This is a genomic window from Lysinibacillus sp. TE18511 (assembly GCF_054062295.1).
In genome coordinates this window covers 1-16,789 of sequence record NZ_JBSSFD010000064.1, presented here as the reverse complement: position 1 = coordinate 16,789, position 16,789 = coordinate 1, and the positions used below count along the sequence as shown (strand labels likewise).

Annotated in this window: 15 protein-coding genes and 1 pseudogene; 11 read left to right on the top strand and 5 right to left on the bottom strand. The window is 33.4% G+C overall.

Features of this window, described 5'->3' with window-relative positions; all coding sequences use genetic code 11:
• Window positions 1-216 precede the first annotated feature (216 nt).
• The 3 genes from ACVWXS_RS24680 to ACVWXS_RS24670 all read left to right on the top strand — a co-directional run bounded on the left by ACVWXS_RS24680 (window position 217) and on the right by ACVWXS_RS24670 (window position 1,660).
• Window positions 217-579, top strand: coding sequence for a helix-turn-helix domain-containing protein (locus ACVWXS_RS24680; protein ID WP_456960538.1), 363 nt, complete (start codon window positions 217-219; stop codon window positions 577-579).
• Between the two features lie 378 nt (window positions 580-957).
• Window positions 958-1,344 carry a hypothetical protein gene (locus ACVWXS_RS24675; RefSeq protein ID WP_456960537.1) on the top strand — a complete coding sequence of 129 codons (387 nt, stop codon included), beginning with the start codon at window positions 958-960 and terminating at the stop codon, window positions 1,342-1,344.
• The gene (locus ACVWXS_RS24670; RefSeq protein WP_456960536.1) at window positions 1,328-1,660 is read left to right on the top strand and encodes a hypothetical protein; all 333 of its coding nucleotides are present in this window, start codon (window positions 1,328-1,330) and stop codon (window positions 1,658-1,660) included. Before ACVWXS_RS24675 ends, ACVWXS_RS24670 begins: the two co-directional genes overlap by 17 nt.
• A gap of 95 nt (window positions 1,661-1,755) precedes the next feature.
• Here the strand turns inward: ACVWXS_RS24670 and ACVWXS_RS24665 are convergent, their stop codons facing one another.
• The 4 genes from ACVWXS_RS24665 to ACVWXS_RS24650 all read right to left on the bottom strand — a co-directional run bounded on the left by ACVWXS_RS24665 (window position 1,756) and on the right by ACVWXS_RS24650 (window position 3,730).
• Window positions 1,756-1,944 carry a hypothetical protein gene (locus ACVWXS_RS24665; protein WP_456960535.1) on the bottom strand — a complete coding sequence of 63 codons (189 nt, stop codon included), beginning with the start codon at window positions 1,942-1,944 and terminating at the stop codon, window positions 1,756-1,758.
• Between the two features lie 21 nt (window positions 1,945-1,965).
• Window positions 1,966-2,196 carry a hypothetical protein gene (locus tag ACVWXS_RS24660; RefSeq protein WP_456960534.1) on the bottom strand — a complete coding sequence of 77 codons (231 nt, stop codon included), beginning with the start codon at window positions 2,194-2,196 and terminating at the stop codon, window positions 1,966-1,968.
• A gap of 170 nt (window positions 2,197-2,366) precedes the next feature.
• Window positions 2,367-3,167 carry an HNH endonuclease gene (locus ACVWXS_RS24655; protein WP_456960533.1) on the bottom strand — a complete coding sequence of 267 codons (801 nt, stop codon included), beginning with the start codon at window positions 3,165-3,167 and terminating at the stop codon, window positions 2,367-2,369.
• Between the two features lie 296 nt (window positions 3,168-3,463).
• A complete protein-coding gene (locus ACVWXS_RS24650) occupies window positions 3,464-3,730 on the bottom strand; it encodes a hypothetical protein (RefSeq protein WP_456960532.1) in 267 nt (88 codons plus the stop codon).
• A gap of 271 nt (window positions 3,731-4,001) precedes the next feature.
• Here ACVWXS_RS24650 and ACVWXS_RS24645 point away from each other — a divergent pair, with 271 nt between their 5' ends.
• The 4 genes from ACVWXS_RS24645 to ACVWXS_RS24630 all read left to right on the top strand — a co-directional run bounded on the left by ACVWXS_RS24645 (window position 4,002) and on the right by ACVWXS_RS24630 (window position 8,017).
• Complete coding sequence (locus ACVWXS_RS24645; RefSeq protein ID WP_456960531.1) at window positions 4,002-5,189, top strand: DNA cytosine methyltransferase; 1,188 nt, start codon at window positions 4,002-4,004, stop codon at window positions 5,187-5,189.
• Between the two features lie 224 nt (window positions 5,190-5,413).
• On the top strand, window positions 5,414-5,968 hold the full coding sequence (locus ACVWXS_RS24640; RefSeq protein WP_456960530.1) for a hypothetical protein: 555 nt from the start codon (window positions 5,414-5,416) through the stop codon (window positions 5,966-5,968).
• On the top strand, window positions 5,965-7,560 hold the full coding sequence (locus ACVWXS_RS24635; RefSeq protein ID WP_456960529.1) for an AlwI family type II restriction endonuclease: 1,596 nt from the start codon (window positions 5,965-5,967) through the stop codon (window positions 7,558-7,560). Before ACVWXS_RS24640 ends, ACVWXS_RS24635 begins: the two co-directional genes overlap by 4 nt.
• A gap of 64 nt (window positions 7,561-7,624) precedes the next feature.
• Window positions 7,625-8,017, top strand: coding sequence for a hypothetical protein (locus ACVWXS_RS24630; protein WP_456960528.1), 393 nt, complete (start codon window positions 7,625-7,627; stop codon window positions 8,015-8,017).
• A 381-nt stretch (window positions 8,018-8,398) separates the two neighbouring features.
• Here ACVWXS_RS24630 and ACVWXS_RS24625 read toward each other — a convergent pair.
• Window positions 8,399-8,752 (bottom strand): annotated as a pseudogene (locus tag ACVWXS_RS24625) (protein NO VEIN domain-containing protein); the annotation flags it as partial.
• A gap of 476 nt (window positions 8,753-9,228) precedes the next feature.
• Here ACVWXS_RS24625 and ACVWXS_RS24620 point away from each other — a divergent pair.
• Genes ACVWXS_RS24620 through ACVWXS_RS24605 form a run of 4 tightly spaced genes read left to right on the top strand, consistent with a single transcriptional unit; the run spans window position 9,229 to window position 16,445 of the window.
• On the top strand, window positions 9,229-10,638 hold the full coding sequence (locus ACVWXS_RS24620) for an ATP-binding protein (RefSeq protein WP_456960527.1): 1,410 nt from the start codon (window positions 9,229-9,231) through the stop codon (window positions 10,636-10,638).
• Window positions 10,635-13,439 (top strand): Z1 domain-containing protein, encoded by a 2,805-nt coding sequence (locus ACVWXS_RS24615; protein ID WP_456960526.1) that lies wholly within the window; start codon window positions 10,635-10,637, stop codon window positions 13,437-13,439. Before ACVWXS_RS24620 ends, ACVWXS_RS24615 begins: the two co-directional genes overlap by 4 nt.
• Window positions 13,432-14,403, top strand: coding sequence for a PD-(D/E)XK motif protein (locus tag ACVWXS_RS24610; protein WP_456960525.1), 972 nt, complete (start codon window positions 13,432-13,434; stop codon window positions 14,401-14,403). The genes ACVWXS_RS24615 and ACVWXS_RS24610 overlap by 8 nt, the downstream gene beginning before the upstream one ends.
• Window positions 14,400-16,445: an AIPR family protein gene (locus tag ACVWXS_RS24605; RefSeq protein WP_456960524.1), complete on the top strand. Its 2,046-nt coding sequence runs from the start codon at window positions 14,400-14,402 to the stop codon at window positions 16,443-16,445. The genes ACVWXS_RS24610 and ACVWXS_RS24605 overlap by 4 nt, the downstream gene beginning before the upstream one ends.
• Window positions 16,446-16,789 lie beyond the last annotated feature (344 nt).

Genomic DNA, 16,789 nt, shown 5'->3' with positions numbered 1-16,789 from the left:
ATTGTACTTTTTTTGACTCATGGTCGGACACGTCCTCTCTTTACTCAATTCTATTGATTTAACCGAGGTGTGTCCACTCATCTATAATACATCCAATTTAACATGTGTTCAAAAATATTCGCTTTATGTATATATTCATCAAAGGAATATCACATAATATATTGATTGTAAAATGTACGATGGAAATGAAAACTACGGACGGAGAGATATACAGTTATGAACTTTTTACAAGTAGGAAGGTTAATTAGAAAACTAAGAAAAGAAAACAATATAACCATGGTTTATTTTGCAAAGAGGATTAATATTTCTCAACCTTCACTATTTCGAATAGAAAGTGGGAATCAAGAAGTTACTTTTACTTTGCTAGAAAAAATATGTAATGAATTTGAAATTTCTATGAGTAGTTTTTCTCAATATTTGGAAGAAGAGAAGGAGATGCAAATATCTGAGGGACACGAAGGAAAGAATCTAGACATCGAACAAGAATTAGACATAGAATTAATCAAAATGCTTTCAACACTATCAAAAGAACAAAAAAAGGGTTTGTACGTGTTTTTGTTACCTTATGTTAAGGATTAACTAATACATACAGTAGCTATCACTTTAAACAGGTTCAGCATTTAGTGACAACCAGTTTAATGATGCGAAGAATTATGCGGAATGGCTTACATTTAACAGAGCGTTAGGAAGTTTTCTTGGTAATACAGGTCTAACTTCTATGAATCTACATCACCGGAAAATAATCTAACAATCATTTCCAAACAATACTCATATGGTTATAACTGTTATGAAATCATTATTTAAACTTGTATTAGAGAATTGCACTTATAACATGAAGTAGCTGAAAATTGTTTCCAATTTTGTGTTTAACTATATATACACTCATAATCTATTATTCTATAATAGACATAGGAATATTTTGTGTATTACAGAATAAATATGTAAAGGGTGTAGAAATTGTCTTTTGAAGCATTTCAAAGGTCTAGGGCCTTAAAAGTACTAAATACTATTCGAACTAGAGGCGTAGTTTGGCAAGAAAATAGTGCACCCAGCCACCTAGAAAAAAGAATCGATCTTGGCCATCTTCCCACATCTGCCGGACAAATTGATTATGATAAGAAAATCTTGGATATATTGAATAAAGATGATAATGAATTATTTTTACATGCTCAAGATGATTCTTTTGTTTTTGGTGATGGTGAATGGATTGTTATAATTGTTGCGAAAACTTCGGAAATTATCACAAGTTTTCCACCAAATTTTTATGAACGTTATTTAAGTGACGAAAAAGGGTATGAGTATTTAGGAAGTATTGAGGAGGTGCGAAATGCAAAAATATCTTGATATTTACGGAAAATCTTTAAGACATTTAGATGTTAGTCCTTTTGAATTTCTAGATATGTTAGATGTAAGGGATTACTTACATCTAAAGTACAATGAGTTATCTGAACATCAAAGATATGATCTTGAAGCTGAAGATATTTATTTGTTACAAAACGCTGAAGAGTTCTATCAGAAAATTTCTACTGTTTATGACTTCGGTAATAGCAAAGATATTTCCCCTGAACAATGGTGGTGGCACTTAGATAAGTGGCAATGGTTACAGGAAAATTTCGAGCTAGTACTAAAAAAAAGAAGACTAGTTAGAGTGTACGCTTAAAAAGGTGTTATTGTGACACCTTTTTTTATGTTCCTTGATGAATTCTATTGCGTCATAACTGTTATAAAATTAGAATTTTATATTAAAAAAACACCCTATAAGGGATATGCATGAACATTGACAATTTCACCTTCATGTACAGCTTCCATAATGCCAAAATCTACTTGTGCTTCACCCTCAGGGTGAGCCAAACGTTCATAACCTTTTGTGAATTCATCGTCTTTTGTAGCTCTCCATTCTTGGATAAAGTCGCAGACAGTCCGATAAGAACCAGGGAATTCCAATTTAATGAGACCCTCGTACATCTACTTGTTTGTTCGACGTAACTTTTTCTTTAGCTTGACATCCTCCTCTAACCAATCACCGACAATTTCTCCCCATTTCCCGTCGTACATCATACCTTTTTTTCTACGTGTTTTGACTTCAGGTAGTTGATCCTCATCACTGTATTTCTTGGCGGTACGCCAATTAATTGCTAATGTATTGGCGATAGTGGTAATAGATAATCCTTTTTCATTTGTAATGTTTTGATACAATTGACTTCAGACATTGCTAGCATCTTTTCATTCCTCCACTGTTGAGGATTCGACACTTACAGTAGAGGGACTTGGGGTGGCTGGCAAGTCCTTTTTTTATGCACTAAAAAAGTGCGAGACTCTGTACAAATACGTTGCACAGGTCTGCACTTTTATTTTGCAATAAACAGTCACTTTTTTCTTTGCTCTTTAATTATTTCCCTTAAGTCATCAACTGACAATGTTAGATCTCTTTTTTTATGAATCATACTATGACAATTAGAACAAAGGGGGATTAGATCTGTATTAGGATCAATCGGCTTACCTTCTTCAAGTTCTGATAGCGGTACTACATGATGTATTTCTATAAAGTGTCTCGCTAATTCTACACCATAATATTCATTAAAATTAAAACCACACGCTTTACAAATTGTCCCATGTATCTCAATTGCTTTGGCACGATTTTTGAGACTTCGCTCATATTTTATATGAGTTTTAACTTTAATCATGCCTTCTCTATCAGGAATGAAGTTCTCTTTTACTGAATTAGTTTTATTCGCCTCTACATATAAACCACTTAAACCAACAGACATAGTAAAAGAGGTCGAGAATATAAAAATACTGGGTTTACTTGAGTGAATCTGAAAATCCACTAAATATACTTCACCATAATATTTAAAAGGAGTATGATGAATATCTCGATAAAATAAATATATTGATTCACCGTTGGATTGTGCATCTATCAAACGTTTATCATTTGTATGACTCGTTTCTCCTTCCATATGTAAAAAGCCCTCTTCAATAAAATAATCTTTATATTGAGTGTCACTTTTCTGTTTAATTTTTGTTACAAAAAGAATTATTTTCTTTTCCTTTGCTGGAGTTACAATACCCCTACTAATTGCTTGACGACTCTTATAACCCCATAACTTAACTAAAGTATCTCTGACATATTCCTCTCCAATCGATAAACTCCCCATATCTAATGTCATGCATTTGTCTCCTTTATTTTATACTTCTATATACCAATAAATACATTATCCCCTAATTTTACTTAGCAGGTCTTATTTAATATATTTTGTATAAAACTACATACTTTAATAGCCCATCGTCGACTATCAAAGACCCTATACTTCCTTATTGACTACAATTAACGTAGCCTCATAAGGACCTCTTTATTCAGGCGTAAATTGATCCTGTTGTATACGATTATTTTCAAACAAATTCTTATGTAACCCATACACTTTGTATTACCACTAAATCCATGTACCTAGCAACCTATCACTATTCACCATTCGTTAGTCATGCCAATTATTTTTATATCTAAGTTAATACGTAAACTGAAAATATCTTCGCGCTTAATACTACCAATGTCCGTACTATACTCATTTTCTACGTTGCGTACAAATACTAAACGGCCAGCTAAACGACTTCGATCTCCAAAAGCACTGACAAGTTCAAACACCGGATTCAATGATTTTTCAAAACCTCGATCATCTACTAGAATAACAATTTCATCACTATAATCATAAAAATCATATCCATCTGCATTCAATATCTTCCTCAATTCCTGTTCAAGAATATCCTCGTTTCATTATGTAATTGCCGAACTTCCGCTTGGACCTTCATAATTTGCGGATCAAAATATAACAAATATACCTGTAGCATAGTTCACCTCATTAATATTATTTCAGTAAATTTTAATACTTTTAAAACTTTTGGGCCCCATTTTCCCTAAAAAAGTAGTAATATATATTATAGCATACAGGTATGCAAGAACCTTTGTTCGTTTTCCGGCGTCGGTTTTTAATATAGGAGATGATAAAATGATTTTTAGAAAAGGAGAATTGTTTAACGGTCCAGGTGGTCTGAGTCTAGCTGCTAAGAATGCCATCGTTATACATCCTGAAACTAAGGAAGAGTTCCGAATTGAACATACATGGTCAAATGATTATGATCAAAATGCTTGTAATACATTTTCATTAAATATTTGTGGTGAAGAAGGACACCCTAGTGTTATTTGTGGCCCTGTTGAAAAGTTACCAATTGGAGACCGTTCATTAATGCCTGATATAGATTGCTTTGCATTCGGTTTTCCATGTAATGATTACAGCCAGGTTGGGGAAAAGAAAGGCTTAGGGGGCACATTTGGTCCTCTTTATAGCTACGGTGTAAAGGTATTGAATGAATATAAACCTAAATTCTTTGTCGCTGAAAATGTTGGCGGCTTGCAAAGTGCTAATGAGGGACGAGCTTTCATCAGAATCCTAGAAGAAATTGCGAATCCAGGTGATGTTGAATACGTCGTTACACCTCACTACTACAAGTTTGAAGAGTATGGTGTACCACAAGCACGACACCGTATTATTATTGTAGGCATTCGTAACGATTATGCTGAACAAGGAGTGGAATTTAAAGTTCCTGCACCAATAACACCTAATTCTGCAGATTATAAAACAAGTAAAGAGGCGATTGAAAACCCGCCGATTCCAGGAGATGCACCAAACCATGAAATGCCTCGCCATTCAGCAAAGGTAAAAGAAATGTTAAGCTATATTCCACCAGGTGAAAATGCTTGGTACATTGGGATTCCAGAAGAGTTGCAATTGAATGTAAAAGGCGCACGCTTAAGCTCTATTTACAAGCGTCTTGATCCAACACGTCCGGCATATACCGTAACAGGTAGTGGCGGTGGCGGTACGCATATGTACCATTGGGAAGAGGAACGTGCACTTACAAACCGCGAAAGAGCACGTCTACAAACGTTCCCAGATGATTTCGTGTTTACTGGTAGTAAAGAAGCTGCACGTAAACAAATAGGCATGGCTGTACCACCTGCTGGCGCCCAAGTTGTATTTGAGGCTATTTTAAAATCATTTGCAAAGATCCCATACGAATTTGTTGAACCAACAAAGAAGTTCCAACTAGAGCACTTACAAAAAGAGAAGTCAAAAAAAGTAGCAAAAAGCGAGATCAATGCTGAGAACAAACAATTAGCTTTCAATGGTATTTAATATTCAATAAAAATGAATACCTTTATAATCATATATTCAAAATAAGCAGGCGTAGAAGTTTCTACGCCTGCTTATTTATATTTGATTCAAATCTATCGCACCCAAAAATCAGATTGTTTAAAATAAATTTTCATTTTCTGCACATATTAATCCTTATAAGGATTAATATGTGCGATTTTAATTTGCAATAATATTTTTAGTTGCATAGTGAGGTGGGAAAACAGTTGAACAGTCAATCCAATTTCAATAAAAAATCGATGATTAAGCTAACGGAACAATACTTAACAACCACAATCCTGCAAAAAAATATTGTTGGCTTTCTGCAAGAAAACACACATAAAAAGCATAGTACAAAAACATTATTAGCTGAACGCGCAGGAAAAGCAGCGAATACAATCTACAAAAACATTAACGAATTGGAACTATACAATGCCTCGAGCCTATTAAGGTATTGGATGGCTATGGTTGATGTATGTCGGGAATTAGACGTAGAAGAATCCAAAATACCGAGTTTAAACGATTTACTTTCAACGTATCGGGAAATTTTATATTTTCTAAACCACATCACAACTGAGGACCAAATTGAAATACTCATAGACACTCACCGTGAGGCAATTCTAAAAATCATCACATTTTATCATCCTCGTAAGAAATTACTAACAGACAAAGAGGATGAATTGCTCAAACAACTAGAGGCGCATCCTACAATCATCGAGGCCTTCGCACAATCTGAGCAACAACAAAAACAGGCAACATTAGAAAGGATGAAAAAGAAATGAGTGAACGTAAAGTATGGTTTATTACACGCCCCGAACGTGACCCAAAATATCATGCAGATGCGATTATTGCATTAGCAGAAGCAACAAGTAACTTTACAACAAAGTGGCAAGGTAATCGTGAAGCTCATAAAAGGTTTGAAGAAGTACTTGCTAAAAAAGGATTGAAACGTAATAACATTAGTAACGATGGATCTGGTGGTCGTACATGGTGCGCGATGCTTAAAACATTTGCATATTGCTACATTGATCATGTAGGGTATGTAAAGCCTACAAAAGTAGGTCAGTCACTGATTGACGGAATAAAAGAATATGAAAACGTAAAAAAACAAATTCTTACATTACAAATTCCTAATGCCTATTTTTTAGAAAGTGGCTTCCGGCCAAAATTTGCTTCTACATTTCATATTAGGCCAGCACGTTTTTTAATTCGTGTTGTACAAAGCCCCAAACTCAACTTCTACGTCACAAAAGAAGAAATTACGTATTTTATCTTAACAGCGCAACATGACAATGCATTACAAAACGTAATCAATCGTATTTTGACTTTCCGTTCAAGTGATGACATAGCAAAGGAAGTAATGAAACAAGAAATTGCGGTCGAATATGATCATCGCGCACGAAACGATCACGCTGCACGAGATTACTTCCAAGCTCATTCTGATGTAGCACACACATTTATGATGCTTTGTGATTACACAGGACTTGTGGAATATATTCGCGGGGAAGCCTTAAAAATCAATCCAGATTTGATTAATGAAGCGCAGAAAGTACTTGCCTATTATGATGAGCGCTACCCTTTTAACACACGTTATTTAATCTCTTCTGAACGGATGGCTCAAAATAACGGGTTGGATATCGATAGCTATAAATTTAATAAATTCGGGTCTATTAAACCCGCAAGTAATCTAGGGAAATTGCAAGATAAAGTTGCTGGAATTATCAATGATCTTCCCAGTGCCATCGAGATGACAAAGGATGAGCTACTCCCCCATTTTATGTCGAAATTCGGTCCTAAATCTAAAGATATTGTAGATAATCTGGTTATTAGTAAACCCGAATTCACAACAATCCCTCCAGAGTTTGTTGAAAAATATTTAGGAGTACTGTCGCCACGTGAATTTGAAGAAGAAACAGTCAAAATCCTGAAAGCGGTTGGTTTTGAAGTGGAATATCAACCTAAAATCGCTGGTAAAACTACTGAGATTGAAATTTTCGTCCAATATGGAGATCATTGCGGGATTATCGACACGAAATACTATCAATCTGGCTTCCCATTGTCTCAGAACTTGGCAAGCTACATGGGAAGTGAATACATCCCGAACTACTTCAATTACGGCAATAAACCCTTATCTTTCTTCGGATATGTTACTTCTTCTACCTATACAGGAGAAAAGAAGCTACAGTCTATCACAACATTAGCTGAAAAACTAATTCACCAACGTATTGAGGGATTTATCATGCAACGAGAAGTCCTAATTGGCTTCCTCGACTATTGTTTAGAAAACGAGTTACCAATAGATCAACGCATACAGATATTTATTAACGCTATTCAAAATCAAGGCATTCATCATTTTAATGTAGAGGACCTTTAAACAATTTCTAATATTATTTGAAATGCTTTAACCAAAAAATTCATAAAGTTAGGGGAGATTTTTTATGCCAGCATCAGGGAATACCTATATTACGACTTTAAAAAGAGCACATTTAGAATGGGGATCTCATAGACATACTAATTCTAGAGGAACTGTGTATGGTGAAGGGTATTTACACATACCCAGACCTATTGCAAGACAATTTGGCATATACAATAGCAATCAGCAATCAGCTAATATTGTCTATAACTGTAATTCAATAGATGGATTTTTAATAAACGAAACTTTAAAAGCTTCCGGTTCTAGTGCAGCTGGAGATGTTTATGCTAAACAATTTCAAGGTAATGGGAATTTACAATTACTTGGCGACTGGTTCTACCATTTGAATGCTCAAGTCGGAGACAGAGTAGAAATAACTTGGACTAGTCCGACTGATATTGAAATTGAGCTCATTTGAATATATTTCACCGCAATCTAAACTACAACTAGATTCTTAAAACATAAAAAAACAGCCAACTCATGTTCATAATATGTATTCAATAGAGTTCAATTCAGTAGTGTAAGAATCCTCTTTATTTTGCGCCTAGCCACCCGATTTCCCATAAAACAGAAGAGGTTACCTAAATAATGTGGTAACCTCTTTATTGTTTTAATCTCCTATTTAAAACTCTTGTTATTTAATATCACCTACGAAAACATATTCAATTCTAATGCCTGTCCATTAACTTTATATTTCTCAAGTAAATATGATAATTGACAACATCCCTCACTCCTATGAGCTGTCAGAACATCTATAAAAAAACAAAAATGCCACGTTTAAATACACATATACCTTTGCTTACAAATCGATCTCATTATTATTCAAATCACTATAGCTTATACCCCAGTTAACATTGATTACAGTAGTAATCTGCTTCTTTGGATTAAATTTCAAATGAGGATTAGAATAAACCTCCACTGTAGGTTCATCACTAAAACATTCTTTTACTAATACAAGGTGATAATCTTCTTGTTTTTCTGCTGCGATCGACCATTCTTTATCTGTAAACAGTACACCTCCATTGTTTCCCGACAAACCTTTTACTTCAAAAACATGATCTGTATTTTCAACTTCAAAATCATACCCACATCCTATATCACGTGTATCTACTAAAGATGCATGGGGATAATGTTCAGCAAACCAGTCCATAAAAAATGCTTCAGCTTTTTTTCCTGTTACACCACGTGTCGTATAAGTAGGTGCTTGTCTAGGAACATTAACAGGTGAAAAAAGCTATACCGATGATCCTTCATCTAATAAATCCAATACAATAGCTCTTAGTGCTTCTTCACTTAGGTGGTCAAAATTATCAACAATTTCTAAGTTACTTTTACTCAACTCAACTTGATGCCAGCCTGCTCAATGTCCAAATAAGGGATCAAAATCATCTCGCCTATTCTTTACACTGTTTCCTTTATAACCTAGTTTTTCACCTATTTCATCATGTGCTTGATTAATTCTTGGTATATCCAAGATTTGCATAAGCTTCCCTATCAAACTTAGCTAAATAGAATGCTACAATTAACAATTTTTCTCTTTTCTCCACCATATATGCCCCTTCAAATTCTAATTAATACCTTAATATGTTATCATAAGTTAAATATAAAACATTCTGGAAGTGAAATATTATGAAACGAGATATTGTCAGACCTAACGTAAAAAATTTCATAAAATCTTTAAGAGATATGGGATATAATTTTGAAATTGCAGTAGCAGATATTATAGACAATAGTATTACTGCAAATGCTAAAGAAATACATATTCAAACCTTGGATTCCCCAGAAATCACACTTTCTATTTTAGATGATGGTGTTGGTATGTCTGAAAATGAATTAGTCGAAGCAATGCGATTAGGAAGTAAAGATCCTGACAATATTCGAGATGATAAAGATTTAGGGCGATTCGGCCTTGGCTTGAAAACCGCCTCATTTTCACAATGTAAGCGGCTTACAGTAATCACTAAGCAAAACAACAATATCCATGCACGTCAATGGGATTTAGACTATATAGTAGAAGAAGATGATTGGTATTTAAATGAATTAAAAACTGAGGAATTAGCCAAGTATCCTCAATATAATGCATTATTAACCTCTGAATCAGGTACTCTAATTATTTGGGAAGCCTTAGATAATATTGAACCTAGTACTTTTACAAATACTATTTACTCGCTCAGAGAACACCTAGCATTAGTATTCCATCGTTTTCTGGAAGGCGAATTTTCAAAAATCAATATTACAGTAAATAATATTCCTATAGAACCTTTTAATCCTTTTAACGCAATAAATAGTGCTACTCAAAGACTCTCAGGGGAAAAATTCCAACTTTCAAAACAATATGCTTTTGTTAAAGTTTATCCATATATCCTACCTCATCACTCTAAAGTTAGCCGATATGAATATGAGAAATTTGCAACTACTGAAGGTTATACAAAAACACAAGGTTTTTACTTATACAGAGCGGGTCGATTACTTGTTCATGGAACATGGTGGGGATTAGCAAAAGTTAATGAAGCGCACAAGCTTGTGCGTATTAAAATTGATATCCAAAATGACCAAGATCATATGTGGAACATTGATATAAAGAAATCAATAGCTCAACCTAATAATAAAATCAAAAAAGATTTAAAGAGAATTCTATCGACAGTATTAGATAAAGGTTCACGTGTTTATACAGGGCGAGGTAAATCTATCAACAAATCTAGTTCTGTACCATTTTGGAAAGTAACGATCGATAATCACCAAATTAAATTCATTGTCAATAAAGAGCATCCATTATTACAACTGGTACAAGATAGCTCATCAGAACCCGAAATCTTGAACAGTTATATGAAATCTCTAGAAGCATACTTACCTATTACTGCAATCCAATCACATTTAATTGGTGCACCACATAAAATTAATCAAGAAACGTTAATCGACGAAGATGAAATTACAAAACTCGCTTCTAAGTTGAAAGAAATGAATCTAAGCGAGGAACATTTGAAGTTAATTTTAGATACGGAGTTATTTAAAGATAAGAAGGAGCTGATTGAAAATTGAATACTATAGATCAAAAAATATCAAACTATAAACTTATAAAGGATTATGCTATCGCAAGCTTAGAAAGAGCTGAAAAACCGCTCAAGCAAGGAAAGATTGAAGAGCTATTAATTGAAATTAATACCATTATTACAGAACTTCCACCTGAAATGGCTACTAAGATAATTACATTTAGCCAATACGATTATATTGTGAATCTAACTGAGGACGAATATGCCCTATTAGAAAAAGAATTAAAAGGTTCATTTGATGTTATTCATAACCGAGGAAAAGCACTTACCGGCAAAGAACAACGTAAACGGGATGACAAATGGTGGAAGCGTTTTAAATCAGAAAACGAATTATATTATTGGGATCGATATGAAAAATTCATTTCTTCTTCATTACCATATGAGTCAGTAAAAACAATTAATGTAGATACCGATGAGATCATGGGTTACTTAGCTGATCCGAAAGAAGAACAATTTGAGCGTTATGGCATGGTAGTAGGACATGTACAATCCGGTAAAACAGGCAACTATTCTGCATTAGTAAGCAAAGCCGCTGATGCTGGATATAAATTTATTGTAGTTATTGCAGGCGGATTAAATAACTTACGTAACCAAACCCAAAATCGATTAAATGAAAGCTTTATAGGGAGAGACGGGGAAAAAAATATAGGCGTTGGAAATTACAGCAATACGATACTTTCTAAAAGACCTGTAAGTTTAACATCCTCACTGTCTGATTTTAAAATAAACGATGCAAACAAAGCAAAACAAGGGCTTGATTTAGATATGGGCGACCGCCCCGTTATTCTTGTTTTGAAGAAACATACAAAAACATTATCTAATGTAATTGATTGGATTACATCCCATTATCACGAAGAAGTAAAAGACCATGCAATGTTACTTATTGACGATGAAAGTGATTATGCATCAATTAATACGAGTAATGAAAACACCCCTACAAAAATTAATTCTAAAATTCGTGAGTTATTATCTTTATTTAGAAAGAAAGTATATGTGGCTTATACAGCTACACCATACGCAAATATCTTTATTGACTATAAATCTGAACATGATCAATTGGGGAAGGATTTATTTCCCGAGGACTTTATTTATTCTTTAGAAGCACCTTCAAATTACTTCGGTGCAGCAAAGGTATTCTTGGATCCACAAAAACGTTATTTTGTAAATGTAACGGACCATGAGGACATTTTCCCAACTGGTCATAAAAGTGATTTATTAGTTGAAGATTTACCAGAAAGCTTACTTGAGGCCATTCGTTTATTCATGCTTAATGTCTCTATTCGTCATTTACGTAGACAAGAAGACAAACATAATAGCATGATGATCCATGTTACTCGCTTTACAAGCGTACACAACGAAATATATTTTGAGGTCTCTAAATATTTAGAGTTTATGCAAAAAACTATAACTATACATGGTGGAAATCCTGATAACCCAAAGCTTAAGGATCTAAAAGATACTTTCAATAAATACTACGATAACAAATTGGAATTTACTTGGGAGGAAGTGCTCCATAAAACAATTTCATCAATTAAGAAAATCGAAACTAGAGAAGTACATAACAACAGCCGTGTACCTCTTGAATATGACGATAATTATCCAAATAACTATATTGTAATTGGAGGTACAAGTCTTGCGCGTGGATATACATTAGAAGGCTTAAGTGTAAGCTATTTCTTACGAAACACAATTCTTTACGATACACTAATGCAAATGGGACGTTGGTTCGGCTACAGAAATCAATACGAAGATTTATGTAAAGTGTTTATGACTGAAGATTACTTCAATAAATTTGCGATTATTATTGAAGCTACTATTGATTTAGTAAATGATTTTGATCGTATGAGAAAATTACAATTAACTCCGAAAGATTTCGGTTTAGCGGTCAAGCATCATCCCGATAGCGGTTTACAAGTTACTGCACGAAATAAATTAAAGAACACTAAAGATATTCACTATGATATGTGTCTAGATGGGCATTTAAAAGAGACCGCTTGGTTATCTGCTAACGAATCGACTGTTTCTTATAATCTAAATGTAGTAAAAAATTTAATTTCGCGTTTACCTCTTGAAAATCGCCAACATTCATTTAAAAACAATAACAATATACAAAATACAGTTTGGTCGAGTATCCCTAAAAATGTTATTGAAGATTTTTTAGATAAATTCAAGTGCTATAACGTAGATGCCGATGAGTTCGGAATGTATTCACGTATGCCGTTACGTTTCATTCAACAATACGTACAAGACATTAATACAGAATGGGATATTGTTGTTCACACTGGTAATAGTACAGAAGAAATTATTATTAATGATTATTCTTACGGTACTTATCAGTTCCGCAATATTGATTTAAAAGGTACGCGTTTCGAGTTCCGCAATCGACAAGTGTCATCTGGTAACTCTGAAGAAGCTACTCTAACAAAGGAAGATATTCTTGAAATTAGAGAAATAATGAGCGAAAAGAAAAAACAAAAAGCCAAAGTGAAATCAGGCGAACTTGAAGAACTTGAAAAACGATTAGAAGAATTCTCAGCACGAAAAGAAGCTCGATCAAGATTAAAACGTCCCCTACTCATGTTGCATTTGTTTAAACTACAGGTACAACAGGATGGACAGGTTATTGAAGGAAAAACAAACATTGAATTGGCTGCGTTTAGTATTAGTTTCCCTACAATCATTAATAGCGGCAATAAAAATATTCGATTGAAAGTTAATAAAGTGTATTTAGATAATTTAGAAAGAGAAATACAAGAAGAAGGTGATTTTGATGACATTGAACTTGACTAATCCATGGGACACTATCGAACCTAATAGCGAGCGTCTAATTGAAACAAATAACGACAAATATGAATTCTATTGGGGGATTGAAAAAAATGGGGATTATGCTTTTTATATCCCCATTTTTTCACAAGACAACTTGCCTCAAACCAATATTAATATTAAAAACTTAGACATCAACATCTTTGAATCTTCAACACCTAACAAATATGTATGGGTAATAATTTTAAAAGTCAAAGAGCAGTGGAGTATCTTTAAAAAACTATGCGAAGATTTATGTTCAGTAAGCGAAACAGCTACCAATGAAAAAGCTCTAATTATACAAGTCCAACATCGATTAAAACGTTGGCAAGATTTGCTATCAAGAAAATTTGATAGTTTCCCTCTTATTAAACAAATGGGGATTTTTAGTGAGTTGTATTGTCTATTAAATATCGTTGCCCCTAAAATCGGATTACCTACTGCGATATCTGCATGGGTTGGTGGGGATTACGATAAACAAGATTTCTTACTGAATGCTTGTGCTTTAGAAGTAAAATCGTATCGTACTTCAAAAGGTGAAATTGTACAAATTTCATCAAAAGAACAATTATATTCTACAAAGGAGTACTTATATTTAGTTACTTATGCTTTAACGCAAAGCGATGATGGAACTAACATTCAGCATATTGTTGAGGAAATCGAACTTCACTTAAAAAGAGCGTTGGATTTTTCAACATTAGATTTATTTGAAAATAAATTAATAGAGTGTGGTTACTCGAGTGTTCTATTCAAAGAACATGAATTAACTAAATTTATTGTAGATCGAGTACATATTTACGAGGTTCAAGAAATTTTCCCAAAAATCATTCCAGCTCAGGTTGCTCCCGAGATAGTATCACTAACATATAAACTCGATTTAACAAATTGCCAACAGTTTATAATCGATCAAGAACAGATGATATTTTCAAATGATGGAGTGAAGCTAAGTTGATTAAGATTGAAGAATTTCATCATAATTTTATTCAAGATATATTTGCTACTGCTGATAGCAGAGCATTAGGTTATAAAAAGGCCTTTTTTGAAAACGTTTGTGACGAACTTATTGCAACCGGCGAACTTCCGGAAGATGTGCATGATGCATATTATCAATATTTAAAGGGTCGTTTCCCAATGGAAGTAAGTGGATTTTCTTATGACGAGGAACGTGAAATATTGTATGTTATTACATCTACATTCTTTCAAGATGATAGACAGATAGAAACCCTTAGTAGTAAAACGATTGAGCAAATGCTAAAACGAGCGCGTAATTTTATCTCAAAATCTACAGATAATTTCTATTTAGAACTTGAGGAGACTTCAAATGAATTTGAGATGGCTCATTTTATTTACGATAAGTGTTATCAAAATAAAATAAGTAGAATAAAAGTCATTCTTATATCTGATGGGCGTATTTCTAGGGCTTATAAGCCAATAATTCTGGATCCATTAAAGAAAATCCCTATAGACACTTTAGTTGTTGATATTGAATATCTATTTGGAAATTTCAATGCTCAAAATGCGGATTCTGCATTCTCAGTGGATATAAATTTACCAGCTTTAATAGTACCAACAGGAACTGAAAAATATATTTCATACTTAAGCTATTTGTCCGGCGAACAAATTTTTGATATTTACGAAGAATATGGAAAACGCTTATTAGAGCAAAACGTTCGTACATTCTTACAATTTAGAGGTGGAGTTAATAAAGGAATCCGAAATACCATTAACGGAGCGCCTGAAATGTTTTTTGCATACAATAACGGAATAACAGCTACTGCATCAGCAGTAGATTTAAATGATAAAAATGAGATTATAAAAATACATAATCTGCAAATTGTAAACGGAGGTCAAACAACTTCATCAATTTATGCTGCAAAAAAAACTCATAAGGCGGACATATCGAATGTCTCTGTACAAATAAAGTTGTCTGTAATTAATGATCTAGATAAACATTCCGATTTTGTATCACGAGTTGCTGAATATGCTAATACACAAAACAAAGTTAACAAGTCTGATTTCTTTTCAAATAGTCCATTTCATAAGGAGTTTAAAACGTATTCAAAAAGTACTTGGGTTCCTACGAATACCCAAGAAAGACATAAGTGGTTTTATGAGCGTGTACGTGGGGAATATTTAAATGAACAAGCATATGAAACAAAAACTGAAAAAGATAAATTTGAACTTATGTTCCCTAGATCTAAAAAGATAGAAAAAACATTCTTAGCTAAATCTGAGATGGCATGGTTACAAAAACCCCATATTGTATCTCAGGGGGCTCAAAATTCTTTTATAAGTTTTGCAGACTATATAAATGATAAAATTGAAAAAGATAACTTATCAATTACTGAAAAGTACTATAAAGATGCTGTATCACGCATTATAATATTTCAAAAACTAGAGAAATTAGTTTCTGCTTCAGATTGGTATGATGGCGGTTTCCGAGCAAATATAGTAGCTTATACAATTGCTTATTTTTCATATACTGTAAGCAAGACGAAAAAATATTTTAATTTCGAAAAGGTGTGGGAAACTCAATCAATACCCCAAGACTTATATAAAGAATTTGAATCTTTGACTGAAGAGATTTTCAGCTTTATTGTGCACCCCCCAAAAGGGCACGGAAACCCAGCACAATGGTCTAAAAAAGAAGCGTGTTGGAAACGAATCCAAGAGAATCAACTTAACTTTAATATTCCATCTCATTATTTGTTAGATAATACAGAACAACAAATTATAAAGAAAGAAGAGAAAATCTTAAAGAAACAAGATAATTCTATTGAAATTGAAAAATTTATTATATCCGTAGATTTTACTGAATGGATCAAGCTATTTAATTATTTTTCAGAAGAAAGCAACTTAAGATCAATAGGTATTACAAAATTAGGGATTTTAAAAAGTATGGCACATGGTAAAATACCTTATCCATCAGAAGCTCAGTGCAAAAGTCTTTATGAAATATATCAAGTAGCTAAAAATGAAGGGCTAATATTATAGTAGCCCCAAACACGGATATAAAATATTACTTTTTATTATCGTCTGATACAATGTATGCTCAGACTACTTCGTAATGATTAGAATTTCAACTTAAATTTAGGACATAGTGTAATATTCATTTTTTGCACTATAATCAACTATTTAACCATTGTTAATAGCCAATAAAAGAAGCCTCTTAAATCGCTTGAGTGGGCTTCTTTTTATTGGCTATGTTTATTAACCTTGGATGTATTATAGATGAGTGGACATACCTCGGTTAAATCAATAGAATTGAGTAAAGAGAGGACGTGTCCGACCATGAGTCAAAAAAAGTACAATAAAGAATTCAAACAAACAGTAGTCGA

What these genes read in the sequence shown, in the direction of transcription:
- ACVWXS_RS24635 (WP_456960529.1), top strand. Translation starts at nt 5,965, where the DNA reads ATGAGTGAACGTAAAGTATGGTTTATTACACGCCCCGAACGTGACCCA.
- ACVWXS_RS24680 (WP_456960538.1), top strand. Translation starts at nt 217, where the DNA reads ATGAACTTTTTACAAGTAGGAAGGTTAATTAGAAAACTAAGAAAAGAA.
- ACVWXS_RS24620 (WP_456960527.1), top strand. Translation starts at nt 9,229, where the DNA reads ATGAAACGAGATATTGTCAGACCTAACGTAAAAAATTTCATAAAATCT.
- ACVWXS_RS24655 (WP_456960533.1), bottom strand. Translation starts at nt 3,167, where the DNA reads ATGACATTAGATATGGGGAGTTTATCGATTGGAGAGGAATATGTCAGA.
- ACVWXS_RS24645 (WP_456960531.1), top strand. Translation starts at nt 4,002, where the DNA reads ATGATTTTTAGAAAAGGAGAATTGTTTAACGGTCCAGGTGGTCTGAGT.
- ACVWXS_RS24630 (WP_456960528.1), top strand. Translation starts at nt 7,625, where the DNA reads ATGCCAGCATCAGGGAATACCTATATTACGACTTTAAAAAGAGCACAT.
- ACVWXS_RS24670 (WP_456960536.1), top strand. Translation starts at nt 1,328, where the DNA reads ATGCAAAAATATCTTGATATTTACGGAAAATCTTTAAGACATTTAGAT.